We start from the raw sequence: 13,192 nt of genomic DNA, 5'->3' as shown, positions 1-13,192 counted from the left end.
GAGCATGAGATGGCTGAACCGGAAACCTACGATCTGTTTGTGATTGGCGGCGGTATCAATGGCGCGGGTGTAGCTCGCGATGCGGCTGGGCGCGGCCTCAAGGTTGTGCTGGCGGAAAAAGACGATCTCGCGGAAGGCACCTCCTCCCGCTCCGGCAAGCTTGTGCATGGTGGCCTGCGCTATCTCGAATATTACGAATTCCGTCTGGTTCGCGAAGCTTTGATCGAGCGCGAAGTTCTGTTGAACGCCGCACCGCATATCATCTGGCCGATGCGCTTTGTTCTGCCGCACAGCCCGCAGGATCGCCCGGCGTGGTTGGTACGCCTCGGCCTGTTCCTCTACGATCATCTCGGTGGTCGCAAAAAGCTGCCCGGCACCCGCACGCTTGATTTGAAGCGCGACCCGGAAGGCACGCCGATCCTTGATCAATATACAAAGGGCTTTGAATATTCAGATTGCTGGGTCGATGACGCCCGTCTCGTCGTACTCAATGCCGTAGGTGCCGCCGAAAAAGGTGCTACCATTCTGACCCGTACGCCGGTTACTTCCGCACGTCGCGAAAAAGGCGGCTGGATTGTTGAAACCAAGAACCGCGATACCGGCGAAGTGCGCAGCTTCCGCGCGCGCTGCATCCTCAATTGCGCAGGTCCGTGGGTTACTGACGTTATCACCAATGTGGCTGGATCGAATTCTTCGCGCAATGTGCGTCTGGTCAAGGGCAGCCACATCATCGTGCCAAAGTTCTGGTCGGGTGCGAATGCTTATCTGGTTCAGAACCACGACAAGCGCGTAATCTTCATCAATCCATATGAAGGCGACAAGGCACTCATCGGCACAACCGATATTGCTTATGAAGGCCGAGCCGAAGACGTGAGCGCGGACGAAAAAGAAATCGATTACCTGCTCACCGCAGTCAATCGCTACTTCAAGGAAAAGCTGCGCCGCGAAGACGTGCTGCATAGCTTCTCTGGCGTGCGTCCGCTGTTTGACGATGGCAAGGGCAACCCTTCCGCCGTTACGCGCGATTATGTTTTCGATCTTGATGAGACCAACGACGCCCCTCTTCTCAACGTTTTTGGGGGCAAGATCACCACATTCCGCGAGCTTGCAGAGCGCGGTATGCATCGCCTCAAGCACATCTTCCCAAATATGGGCGGCGACTGGACGCATGACGCTCCATTACCGGGCGGCGAAATTCCAAATGCGGATTACGAAACCTTCGCCAACAGTCTGCGTGACAACTATCCTTGGATGCCGCGCAAGCTGGTCCAGCATTATGGACGTCTCTATGGTGCGCGCACGAAGGATATCGTCGCGGGAGCTAGCGATCTCAGCGGTCTCGGCCAGCATTTCGGCGGCAATTTCTATGAGGCTGAAGTCCGCTATCTCATTTCCAAGGAATGGGCGAAGACGGCAAATGACATTCTCTATCGCCGTACCAAGCATTATTTGCACCTGACCGAAACCGAACGCGCTGCTTTCATCGCATGGTTCGACAACGCTAAAGTTTCTGCTTGAGGTTCTCATGGCTCTGACATTATCGCTCAATACCAATCCGCTTGTGAACCGCTTTGCAGAGCCGGATGATCTGATCGAAACGGTTGCGCGTGATTTGCGTCTGCGCGATCTGCAACTTACGCATGAGTTCATCAATCCAAGCTGGCAGGCATCAACCGTTCGCCGTCTGACCCGCGATATGGACAAGGCGCTGCAGCGCACTGGCGTTCGCGTCACATCCGGTATGACCGGCCCTTATGGTCGTCTCAACCATTTCGGCCACCCGGATGCAGAAGTGCGCCGCTATTATATCGACTGGTTCAAGACATTCGCCGATATCATCGGTGATCTGGGCGGCAAGTCGGTTGGTACACAATTTGCGATCTTCACTTACAAGGATTTTGATAATCCTGAACTCCGCGAAGAGCTGATCAAGATCGCCATCGACTGCTGGGCGGAAGTTGCCGAACATGCGAGCGGCGTAGGCCTTGATTATGTTTTCTGGGAACCGATGAGCATTGGCCGTGAATTTGGCGACACCATTGCTGAAAGCATCAAGCTTCAGGATCGACTGACCGCTGCCCAAATGGCAATCCCGATGTGGATGATGGCCGATATTGATCATGGTGATGTGACCTCGTCCAATCCGGATGATTTCGATCCCTATGCATGGGCGCGTGCGGTGCCGAAAGTCTCGCCAATCATTCACATCAAGCAGAGTCTGATGGATAAGGGGGGGCATCGTCCTTTCACCGCTGCGTTCAATGCCAAGGGCCGCATTCAGCCGGAACCGCTACTCAAAGCTTTTGCCGAAGGCGGTGCGGTGGACAATGAAATCTGCCTGGAGCTGTCGTTCAAGGAACGTGAGCCGAACGATCGTGAAGTTATTCCACAGATTGCGGAAAGTGTGGCCTTCTGGGCACCGTACATTGACACGGGCACCGCGGACCTGAAGATATAAGCATAGGAAAAATATAAAGAATCGGGGACAGGCAGCGCGAAAATGGCAGATTCAGACGATTCCTTAGCCCTTCGTGCGGCCTGGCTTCACTTCGTCGCCGGAATGACCCAGTCTGCAGTGGCAAAGCGGCTTGGAATACCTTCCGTGAAAGCACACCGTCTTATTGCCAAGGCGGTTGCCGAAGGCGCGGTCAAAGTGACGATCGACGGTGACATCACCGAATGTATCGATCTCGAAAACCGGCTCGCCGAAAAATATAACCTCGAATATTGCGAAGTCGCGCCTGATCTCGGTGAAGAAGCCTTGCCACTTCTATCGCTCGGCAATGCCGGTGCGGAATTTCTGCGTCGCGAAATCGAGCACGGCGATCACGAGGTGATCGGTCTTGGTCACGGTCGCACACTTTCTGCGGCGGTCAATCACATGCCACGTGTTGGCGCAAAGGATTTGCAGTTCGTTTCATTGCTCGGTGGCCTTACCAGAAATTTTGCTGCTAATCCGCATGACGTGATGCATCGCATCGCTGAAAAGACCGGCAGGCCAGCCTATGTGATGCCGGTGCCATTCTTCGCCAATACTGCGGAAGACCGTGAAGTGTTGCTGGCGCAAAAGGGCGTGACCAGCGTTTTCGAAATGGGCTGCCGTGCAGAGCTGAAAATCGTCGGCATCGGCACAGTCGACGCCCATGCACAGCTCGTCACTTCCGGTGTGATCGACCTCTCCGAAATGGAAGAGATCGCGGAGCGTGGTGCCGTTGGCGAAATGCTTGGCCACTTCTTTGATAGCAATGGTACGCGTCTTGAAACCGGGCTGACGGCCCGAACCATTGCGGCATCGGTTGAAAACGCCGATATGAGCCGCATCATTGGTCTGGCAGGCGGTCTTTCGAAGGCAGAAGCCATTCGCGCCGTACTGAAAAGTGGTCGTCTTTATGGCCTCATCACGGATGAACGCACTGCAAAGGTACTTCTGCTGTAGCACACGGCTCGCTTACACATCGATCAACAAAATATCACAAAATCACATTTTATATGGATTGTTTTGTGATTTTGTGATTTAAGCTTGTGCGATAAACAAACATGTTCTGAGATCGGAAATTCCGTGAAACGCGACGAACGAAGACAAGCGATCATCAATCTGCTGATTGAAAATCATGCAGTCGATCTCGATGATCTTTCCGAGCGTTTTGCAGTTTCCAAGATGACCATTCATCGTGATCTGGATTCGCTTGAAGAATCTGGCGTGCTGCGCAAAGTGCGCGGCGGGGCGACTATGGATGCCGGCTCTCAGTTCGAGAGCGATTTCCGTTTTCGTGTTCAGCAGGACAATGAAGCCAAGATTGAGATGGGCCGCGCCGCTCTGGAGCTCATTGAGCCCGGCATGACGGTTATGATCAATGATGGATCAACCGCCGCAGTTCTGGGGAGTATGCTGATTGAAAAGCGTCCGCTGACGGTCATCACCAACAATGCTGTCATCATTGAAAACCTCAAGGGCGAAGGCGGCATCAATCTGATCGCGCTCGGCGGCGTATTTTCTGCGAAATTCAACGCTTTCTTTGGCCTGCTGACCGAGGAGGCCCTTTCCAAGCTCAGTGCCGACATTGCCTTCATTTCCGCGCCTGCGGTCAACGGACGCCTCGTCTATCACATGGACGAGAATGTTGTTCGCACCAAGCGCGCCATGACGGCATCGGCAACGCGCACATGCCTGCTGGTCAACCACCAGCGCTTCCGCCGCACAGCGCTGCATGTGATGGCTGACCTTGGCGATTTCGATGCCATCATTACGGATAAATCACCGGGCGATGCGCTTGTGGCCGAACTTGAGCCGGCAGGCATCAAACTGACGATTGCAGAATAAAACACGAGAAGAAAGAGCATTCGAGCATGTCCAAATTCTTGGCCAAATTCTGGGTTGGTACGAGCTGGAAAATGAACAAGACGCTGGCCGAAGCCCGCGTTTTCGCGAACGCGCTCAAGGACGCCGACGGCAGCCGTTCAGCAGACATTCAGCGCTTTGTCATTCCACCGTTTACCTATGTTCGTGAAGTGAAGGAAATCCTGTCGGAAACATCCGTCAAGGTCGGCGCACAGAACATGCACTGGGCTGATCAGGGCGCATGGACCGGTGAAATCTCGCCACTGATGCTGAAGGATTGCAATCTCGACATCGTCGAACTCGGCCATTCCGAGCGTCGCGAACATTTTGGTGAAACCAACGAAACGGTTGGCCTCAAGGTTGAAGCAGCTGTTCGTAACGGTCTGATCCCGCTTATCTGCATTGGCGAAACGCTGGAAGACCGCGAAAGCGGACGTGCGGCAGAAGTGCTGGCAGAAGAAGTACGCGCAGCACTTTCTAAGCTGTCCGACGAGCAGAAAAAAGCTGAAATTCTTTTCGCTTATGAGCCGGTATGGGCGATTGGCGAAAATGGCATCCCAGCCTCAGCCGATTACGCTGATGCCCGTCAGGCCGAAATCATTGAAGTTGCGACAAGCATTCTGGGACGTCGCGTGCCTTGTCTCTATGGCGGCTCGGTCAATCCCGGCAATTGCGAAGAACTCATCGCCTGCCCGCATATTGATGGCCTGTTCATTGGCCGTTCGGCATGGAACGTGGAAGGCTATCTCGACATTCTGGACAAGTGCGCCAGACAAATTCAATCCAATTAAAGGAGTCTCCCCATGAAAGTAGCAGTAGCAGGCGATAGCGCCGGTGAAGGTCTGGCCAAGGTTCTTGCCGATCATCTCAAGGGTCGCTTTGAAGTGTCCGAAATCTCCCGCACGGACGCTGGCGCAGATGCGTTTTACGCCACCCTCTCGGACCGCGTAGCATCCGCAGTTCTCGATGGCACCTATGATCGTGCAATTCTTGTTTGCGGCACCGGCATCGGTGTTTGCATTGCAGCCAATAAGGTTCCAGGCATCCGCGCAGCGCTGACGCACGACACCTATTCGGCAGAGCGTGCAGCACTTTCCAACAATGCGCAGATCATCACCATGGGTGCACGCGTAATCGGTTCGGAAGTGGCAAAGACCATTGCTGACGCATTCCTTGCACAGACGTTTGACGAAAACGGCCGTTCGGCAGGCAATGTTGATGCGATCAACGAAGTCGACGCCAAGTACAACAAGCGTTGATTATCTGAGCAGCGCCCCAAAGGCGATGTTCTAAAGCACAAAAAGCGGCGGGTTTCCCCGCCGCTTTTTTGCTTTTTAGTTAAGAACTTAGCTGAACTTCGGGTCCAGCGAGCCGTCGCTGTAACGCTTTGCCATGTCCGACAGAGGGATCGGACGAATTGACGAGGCATGACCCGCGGTGCCGAACTGCTCGAAACGATCCTTGCAAAGCTTGGTCATCGCCGCCATTGCTGGCTTGAGATACTTGCGCGGATCAAATTCGCTCGGATCTTCCTGCAACACGCGGCGGATCTGACCTGTCAGTGCCATGCGGTTGTCGGTGTCGATGTTGATCTTGCGCACGCCATGCTTGATGCCGCGCTGGATTTCTTCAACAGGCACACCCCAAGTCGGCTTCATCTTGCCGCCATATTTGTTGATGATTTCCTGAAGCTCTTCCGGCACAGACGACGAACCGTGCATGACGAGATGCGTGTTTGGCAGCTTGCGATGGATTTCTTCGATCACATTCATCGCCAGCACTGAACCGTCTGGCTTGCGGCTGAACTTATATGCACCATGCGATGTGCCCATGGCGATTGCCAGCGCATCGACCTTGGTTTCGCGAACGAATTTCACGGCTTCATCCGGATCGGTGAGAAGCTGATCATGCGAAAGCTGGCCTTCTGCACCGTGGCCGTCTTCTGCTTCACCCATGCCAGTTTCGAGCGATCCGAGAACGCCCAGTTCGCCTTCGACGGAAATGCCACCCAGATGGGACATTTCGCTGACCTGACGCGTAACCGAGACGTTATAATCCCAGTCAGCCGGGGTCTTACCGTCGGCCTTGAGCGAGCCGTCCATCATGACGGACGTAAAACCAGCCTGAATTGCAGTCATGCAAGTGGCGGCTTCATTGCCGTGGTCGAGATGCACGCAAACCGGAATATGTGGATAGATTTCCGTCACCGCGTCCATCATGTGACGCAGCATGATGTCGTTTGCGTAGGAACGTGCGCCGCGCGAAGCCTGCAGGATAACCGGCGCATCAGCAGCATCTGCCGCTTCCATGATGGCGAGTGCCTGTTCCATGTTGTTGATGTTAAATGCCGGAACGCCATAGCTGTGTTCAGCAGCGTGGTCGAGCAATTGCCGCAGCGTAATACGCGCCATGTTAATATCTCCTAATTAGTTGCGCGAACGCGCGTAATACTCACCGAGAACGTCGACTTCTTCCGCGACGCCGAACACCAGCGCACTGCGCTCGTGATAGGTTTCCGGGACGATGTCGAGGATTGGTGTGGAACCGTTGGTCGCTTTGCCCCCTGCCTGCTGGCTGAGGAAAGCAATCGGATTGGCTTCATAAACGAGGCGCAGACGGCCCTTTTCGTAGCCGGGGCGTGCGTCATCCACATAGAAGAAGATGCCACCGCGCTGCATGATGCGGTGCATGTCACCGACAGCCGCACCCAACCAGCGCATGTTAAAACCGCGCCCGCGCGGGCCATCCTTGCCTTTGAAGGCATCATCGACATAGGCCTTCATACCAGTCGACAGGTGATGATAAACGGAAGCGTTGAATGCAAGATCGGACGTGCGCTCTGGCAACATAATGTTCTTGCGGGTGATCTGGAAAATGCCGCTGACCGGATCAAGCGTTGCAAAGATAACGCCTTCGCCAACAGACAAAGCGAGATCGACCGAGTTACCGAACGACACATAGCCTGCTGCAATCTGGCGATTACCCGGTTGGAGAAAAGGCTCCGCCGTATCTGCAGGCAAGATTGAGAAAATGGTGCCAAGCGGTGCGCCAAGACCAACATTGCCGGACCCATCAAGCGGATCGATTGCCACGGCAACTAGTCCATCGGTCTTACCCGCAACTGGCAGATCAGCTTCTTCGGAAAGAACCGATACAGCACCTGCCGCAATCAGCAATTCAACGAAGAGATTGTGCGAACCAACATCGATGCTCTTCTGCTGATCCTGATCGCTGTTGACGCCAACCAGCTTGCCTGGATCGCCGGGAAGCGAACCACGCGCGATGCGGCCAGCAAGGCGGCCCGATCCTGCGAGAATGGCCTTGATTGAATTGCTTGTCGCTAGACGTAAGCTGTCCTGACCTGCCCAGTTGTCGAGATATTCTCCGACTGCCTGAGCGTCGACGCGGTCGCTATCGCCAGCCAGAACCAGTGGCGCAAAATTTCCTGCCATCGTCATTCGCCCTGCTCCTGAAGAAGAAACAGTTGCAGCACGTTGGAAGCGGGGGAAACGGAATTCATTTACTGGCAATCTCCATGCGGATGTCTTCAAGACACGCCCGATAGTGGGCTGAGACACGCAGGACGTAACACCGTTCTGATATCATCACAATGATGTGGATAACATTATAACGATTTAAATGTGATAATGTGTTTTAAAATGATGTTAATTACGGATAAGCTACGTCATCTGCGCACTCTATATGCATGCGGAAGACCTGAAAGCGAGTCGACAACCCGCTCTATTTCAAACATTGAAGCGAATTTTAGTGTTTCAACGCAAATGTGCGGTAGCAGCCTAAATGGCCTGTTGCCGGTTCAATCCTACTTTTTCTTGTCGGGATCAAAAGTCACAAAGAACCGAAACGCCGACCAAAGGCCCATCGCACCAAAAAGCATGGCCCAACCGACACTGCCCATCCAAAACTCGAATGCAGTCCAGGCAAAACAGCTTCCTGAGATTAATACCCGTGTCCATAATGGTCGAAATCGCGGGTCATCAAACTCAAACATTGGCCAGCCTTGTAATGGTTTCACGTCTCTGGAACATTTTTCCAAAGAATTCGCGCCATGTGTAACCAGTTTGCGAGCGTCTCGTAAGAGCTACGTGTTCAATTTGACTGATATTTTGTGATTTTAAGCGGATTGTTGTCTTCCGCCCCCGAACCTTGTCGAAAGACACAACTATCGCTCGATGTAGTGCTGAGCGATCAGGCCGCCTCAGCGCGTGGTGCCAACGCTCCAGTCATCAGGGCCACAGCATCCGACATCGAATATTCCTTGGGATCAACCACCGTCAGACGACGCCCAAGCCGGTGGATATGAATGCGATCGGCCACCTCAAACACATGTGGCATGTTATGTGAGATCAGCACTATAGGCATGCCACGTGCCTTCACATCCTGAATAAGCTCCAGAACGCGGCGCGATTCCTTAACACCGAGAGCTGCTGTCGGTTCATCCATAATAATGACCTTGGACCCGAAGGCTGCTGCGCGCGCAACCGCAACACCTTGCCTCTGTCCGCCGGACAGCGTTTCCACGGCCTGGCCAATGTTTTGAATGGTCATCAGGCCCAGTTCCGAGAGTTTCTCGCGGGCAATCTTTTCCATTGCGCCACGATCAAGCATCCGCAGCCATGTGCCAAGCGGCCCTTTACGGCGAATTTCTCGTCCAAGAAAGAGATTATCTGCAATGGAAAGAGCCGGAGATAGCGCGAGGTTTTGATACACCGTCTCGATGCCCGCCTTGCGTGCTTCCATTGGTGAATGGAAACTCACTGGCTTTCCATCCAGCGTGATCTCGCCTTCGTCGGGACGAACTGCACCCGACAAAGCCTTTATGAGCGAAGACTTACCCGCACCATTATCGCCAATGACGGCAAGAACCTCTCCCGGATAAAGATCAAAATCGGCATGATCGAGGGCGGTGACGCGTCCGTAACGCTTAACCAGACCACGGGCGGAAAGAACAGGCGTAACTGAGGGTTTCATGCGGCAGCCTTTCTGATCCACTGGTCAATAGCAACGGCAGCGATAATAAGCACGCCAATCAGGAGATAGGTCCATTGTGGATCTGTGCCCCAAAGGCGCAGTCCAAGCGAAAAGACGCCCACAATCAAGGCACCAAACATTGTGCCAAGGATAGAGCCCCGCCCGCCAAAGAGCGATATTCCACCAATCACCACAGCAGTGATGGATTCAATATTAGCAAACTGACCGGAGGTCGGTGATACAGAACCAAGTCGCCCGATCATTGCCCAGCCAGCAAGCGCGCAGATAAGTCCAGCCAGAATATAGACCGACATCAGGATCGGCTTGACCGAAACGCCCGACAGTTTTGCCGCTTCAGGATCATCGCCAATAGCGTAGACATGGCGTCCCCAAGCGGTGTGGTTCAAGACAAACCAAAGCACCAACACCAGCAGGACCATGGCGATAACGCCGTAAGTAAAGACCGCTCCGCCGAAACGAATGCTTTCACCAAAGAACTGCAAAATGGGTGCCTCTGCGGTAATTTCCTGCGCACGAATGGTTTCATTCGCCGAATAGAGGAAATTGGTTGCGAGGATCACCTGCCACATGCCCAAAGTAACGATAAACGGTGGCAGTCGAACATATGCGATCAGAAAGCCATTTATAAAGCCGCACAACGCACCGGTCGCAAAGCCAAACAAAATTGAAATTTCCGCAGGTAAACCATAGCGGAAGGTAAATTGCCCCATCACGACTGAGGACAATACCATAATGGCACCAACAGAAAGATCGATACCAGCAGTCAGGATGACCAATGTTTGTGCTGCCGCCACAATGCCGGTTATCGCGACCTGTTGGAGAATGAGCGTCAGCGCAAAGGCGGAAAAGAATTTCCCACCCAATGTAATGCCGAATACCAACAACGAAATCACGAGCACAATCAGTGGCACAGCCGCTGGATTGTGATGCAGAAAGTGCCGGAGGCGATAGAGCACCGAATGATCGCCATCATCAAAAGATGCGACATCACTGGCACTTCGCGACAGCGTGCTCTCATACTCCTGGATTGACGGCTTTACGGGGGGGGAGGTTGCCTCTGGCTCACTCATGTCAGTCTCCTGCTATCTGGTGCAAGAGCATCCGGCAGGAACTGCCGGATGCGAACTATCGCGAGACTATTTAGCCCCAGCACTTGCCAAGAGCTGTTTTGGTGTCGATTGACTCCACACCCTCAACAGGCTTGTCAGTGACCAGTGCCACGCCGGTATCGACAAAGGTCTTACCCTCGGTCGGCTTAGGCTTCTCACCAGTATCAGCGAACTTCTTGATCGCTTCGATGCCAAGGGCAGCCATCTGCAGCGGATATTGCTGCGATGTTGCGCCGATCACACCAGCTTCAACATTCTTAACGCCGGGGCAACCGCCATCAATCGACACAATGAGAACGTCTTTTTCACGTCCCACCGCCTTCAATGCTTCATAAGCGCCAGCAGCAGCCGGTTCATTGATTGTGTGGACGACATTGACGGTCGGGTCTTTCTGGAGAAGATTTTCCATGGCACGACGGCCACCTTCTTCATTGCCATCGGTAAGGTCGCGACCTACGATTCGTGGATCATCTTCATCGCCGAGCTTGGTCTTGTCCTTCGGGTCAATGCCGAAGCCGACCGCGAAACCCTGATCGCGCAGAACGTCCACGCTTGGCTGTGAAGCAGTGAGGTTCAGGAAAGCAACGCGCGCATCCTTGACCTTATCGCCAAGCGTTGCTGCGGCCCATTTGCCTACAAGCTCACCCGCAAGGAAATTGTCCGTTGCAAAAGTAGCATCGGCGGCATCGGCTGGCTCCAGCGGCGTATCGAGCGCAATGATCAACGCGCCAGCATCGCGGGCTTTCTGCAGCGATGGTACAATACCCTTGGTATCGGACGCGGTAATCAGAATACCCTTGGCACCATCTGCAATACAGGTTTCGATAGCAGCAACCTGACTTTCGGAATCGCCATCAATCTTGCCTGCATAGGTCTTGAGATTGACGCCAAGCTCCTTAGCTTTGGCAATCGCACCTTCTTTCATCTTGACGAAAAAAGGATTGGTGTCCGTCTTGGTGATCAGGCACGCGCCAACATCAGCAGCGCTGGCCGGCCCGACTGCGGAAGCGGCAACGCCAAGCGTGAAGGCAGCAAACGCTGCCGAGAGAACTGTCTTCTTCATGAACTCCTCCCAGAGTGAAACCGGTTCCTCTTCCCCCGGCATGCTTGAAGCAAAACACGGCTTCCCGAGAGAGTCAATTAATAAATCCACTTGATTTATTAATTTGCTGTGCCACTCTCTGGCAATCAGAATGAACTTAGCTCACGCGCCATGTGAATACAGTCGCCGTCTAAGTTAATGTTTTTATTTAACATGTTCTACAAAAGGGGACTTTTTCTGCTTCGTCGAATGGAGTAGGCCGGACGGTGTTAAGGCATATCTCCTGAAAGCGGAAACCGGGTTGGGGGTAAAAACATGCATAAAAATAAAATGCTAAAGCGCGGGATCACGCTTTAGAATAGGCGGGACCTGGGAGGGCTTATGGTCAGGCACAATTCAGAACGTGGTTCTGATCAACGCGACGGACCAGCCGTGGCAGGCTCCGCCGTGCCGCAATTTGCCCAAGCCGGAGCAAGCATCAATCGCGGTTCCAACCAGATCGGCGTGCGCGCTTATAATGAGCGTCTTGTTCTTGCTCTTGTGCGCAGACATGGTTCGATGGCGCGCGCCGATATTGCACGAAAAACGGGATTATCTGCACAAACCATCTCCGTGATCATCCGAGAGCTGGAAAAAGATGGTCTCATCACACAGGGCGAACGCGTGCGCGGGCGGGTTGGGCAGCCATCCATGCCCATGCGGCTTGCCGCAGACGGTGTCTTTTCCTTTGGCCTCAAGATCGGTCGTCGCAGCGCCGAAATCATTTTGATGGATTTTCTTGGCAACATCCGCCAGCGCCGCCACATTACTTATCGCTGGCCTGTGCCTGATGAAATCCGCAAGTTCTCCTTCGATAGCATCGGAGCGTTTACAGCCGCGCTTGATGCAGACAAACGTGAAAGGATTGCCGGGCTTGGTATCGCGCTTCCTTTCGAACTCTGGAACTGGGTGGAAGAAGTCGGCGCACCTGCCGCCGATATGAATGCCTGGCTTGATGCCGATCTGATCAATGACTTTGGTTCAGCCCTGCCCTTTCCGGTCTACCTCCAGAATGACGGAACCGCAGCCTGTGGTGCGGAACTGACATTCGGGCGCGGGCCTGAATTCACCGATTTCGTTTATTTCTCCATCGGATCGTTCATTGGCGGCGGCGTTGTTTTGAACAACACACTCTATCCCGGGCGTACCGGCAATGCTGGTGCACTCGGTTCCATGCCCATGCGCATGCGCAGCACAAATGACGCGCGCGAAACCATGCAGTTGATCGACACCGCCTCGCTCTTTGTGCTCGAACGCATGTTGCAGGAGAACAATATTTCTTCAGATGATCTCTGGCTCTCGCCTGAGCGGTGGTCAAACTTCGGCGCTTTGCTCGACGAATGGATCGCGTTGGCAGCACGCGGGCTGGCCCATGCTGCGGTGGCCGCCGCAGCTGTTATTGATTTTCCGGCGGCGATCATTGATGGCTGGCTACCAGAAAGCGTTCGTCATCGGATCGTTGAAGCGACGAAACTCGAGCTTACGCGCATCGATCTGCAAGGGCTTTCAGCACCTGAGATCGTAGAAGGAAAAGTAGGCGTTCATGGCAAAGCAATGGGGGCTGCAAGCCTGCCGCTTTCCCATCGCTATCTTTTCGACCAGAGCGTTCTTTTCAAAGACAGCGCCTGATGGAAAGTGCTCTGACGCTGC

At 53.9% G+C, this 13,192-nt stretch carries 12 protein-coding genes and 2 pseudogenes; 8 read left to right on the top strand and 6 right to left on the bottom strand.

What is annotated here, in order from left to right; genetic code table 11:
- Positions 1–9 precede the first annotated feature (9 nt).
- The 4 genes and pseudogenes from CES85_RS09370 to CES85_RS28415 form a co-directional block, all read left to right on the top strand.
- On the top strand, positions 10–1,518 hold the full coding sequence (locus CES85_RS09370; protein WP_095445614.1) for a glycerol-3-phosphate dehydrogenase: 1,509 nt from the start codon (positions 10–12) through the stop codon (positions 1,516–1,518).
- 7 nt (positions 1,519–1,525) lie between these two features.
- The gene (locus CES85_RS09365) at positions 1,526–2,458 is read left to right on the top strand and encodes a TIM barrel protein (protein ID WP_095445613.1); all 933 of its coding nucleotides are present in this window, start codon (positions 1,526–1,528) and stop codon (positions 2,456–2,458) included.
- Positions 2,459–2,500: 42 nt separating this feature from the next.
- Complete coding sequence (locus CES85_RS09360) at positions 2,501–3,436, top strand: sugar-binding transcriptional regulator (RefSeq protein ID WP_095445612.1); 936 nt, start codon at positions 2,501–2,503, stop codon at positions 3,434–3,436.
- Positions 3,437–3,559: 123 nt separating this feature from the next.
- Positions 3,560–3,721 (top strand): annotated as a pseudogene (locus CES85_RS28415) (DeoR family transcriptional regulator); the annotation flags it as partial.
- Here CES85_RS28415 and CES85_RS28410 read toward each other — a convergent pair.
- Positions 3,698–3,748: pseudogene (locus CES85_RS28410) on the bottom strand (hypothetical protein); the annotation flags it as partial. The pseudogenes CES85_RS28415 and CES85_RS28410 overlap by 24 nt on opposite strands.
- Between CES85_RS28410 and CES85_RS09355 the strand changes: the two are divergent.
- The 3 genes from CES85_RS09355 to derI are packed head-to-tail and all read left to right on the top strand — an operon-like array spanning position 3,731 to position 5,598.
- Positions 3,731–4,321 carry a DeoR/GlpR family DNA-binding transcription regulator gene (locus CES85_RS09355; protein ID WP_491562644.1) on the top strand — a complete coding sequence of 197 codons (591 nt, stop codon included), beginning with the start codon at positions 3,731–3,733 and terminating at the stop codon, positions 4,319–4,321. The pseudogene CES85_RS28410 and the gene CES85_RS09355 overlap by 18 nt on opposite strands.
- 38 nt (positions 4,322–4,359) lie before the next feature.
- Complete coding sequence (locus tag CES85_RS09350; protein WP_095445781.1) at positions 4,360–5,130, top strand: triose-phosphate isomerase; 771 nt, start codon at positions 4,360–4,362, stop codon at positions 5,128–5,130.
- A gap of 12 nt (positions 5,131–5,142) precedes the next feature.
- Entirely contained in the window at positions 5,143–5,598 is a 456-nt protein-coding gene (gene derI / locus CES85_RS09345) for a D-erythrulose-4-phosphate isomerase (protein ID WP_095445611.1), read from the top strand.
- 87 nt (positions 5,599–5,685) lie between these two features.
- Here derI and fba read toward each other — a convergent pair whose 3' ends face one another.
- From fba to CES85_RS09315, 5 genes are all read right to left on the bottom strand, one after another.
- Positions 5,686–6,750, bottom strand: a complete 1,065-nt coding sequence (gene fba / locus CES85_RS09340) for a class II fructose-bisphosphate aldolase (RefSeq protein WP_094575932.1) — start codon at positions 6,748–6,750, stop codon at positions 5,686–5,688.
- Between the two features lie 15 nt (positions 6,751–6,765).
- Positions 6,766–7,797, bottom strand: coding sequence for a class 1 fructose-bisphosphatase (locus CES85_RS09335; protein WP_095445610.1), 1,032 nt, complete (start codon positions 7,795–7,797; stop codon positions 6,766–6,768).
- A 751-nt stretch (positions 7,798–8,548) separates the two neighbouring features.
- The gene (locus CES85_RS09325) at positions 8,549–9,331 is read right to left on the bottom strand and encodes an ATP-binding cassette domain-containing protein (protein WP_095445608.1); all 783 of its coding nucleotides are present in this window, start codon (positions 9,329–9,331) and stop codon (positions 8,549–8,551) included.
- Positions 9,328–10,422, bottom strand: coding sequence for an ABC transporter permease (locus CES85_RS09320; RefSeq protein ID WP_095445607.1), 1,095 nt, complete (start codon positions 10,420–10,422; stop codon positions 9,328–9,330). The genes CES85_RS09325 and CES85_RS09320 overlap by 4 nt, the downstream gene beginning before the upstream one ends.
- A gap of 70 nt (positions 10,423–10,492) precedes the next feature.
- Entirely contained in the window at positions 10,493–11,524 is a 1,032-nt protein-coding gene (locus CES85_RS09315) for a sugar ABC transporter substrate-binding protein (RefSeq protein ID WP_095445606.1), read from the bottom strand.
- A gap of 360 nt (positions 11,525–11,884) precedes the next feature.
- On the opposite strand from CES85_RS09315, the gene CES85_RS09310 reads away from it, so the two are divergent.
- Positions 11,885–13,171, top strand: a complete 1,287-nt coding sequence (locus CES85_RS09310; protein ID WP_095445605.1) for an ROK family transcriptional regulator — start codon at positions 11,885–11,887, stop codon at positions 13,169–13,171.
- Positions 13,172–13,192: the final 21 nt, after the last annotated feature.

This window comes from Ochrobactrum quorumnocens (genome assembly GCF_002278035.1).
GTDB classification, from domain to species: Bacteria; Pseudomonadota; Alphaproteobacteria; order Rhizobiales; family Rhizobiaceae; genus Brucella; species Brucella quorumnocens.
This window is presented reverse-complemented; position numbering and strand designations above follow the sequence as displayed.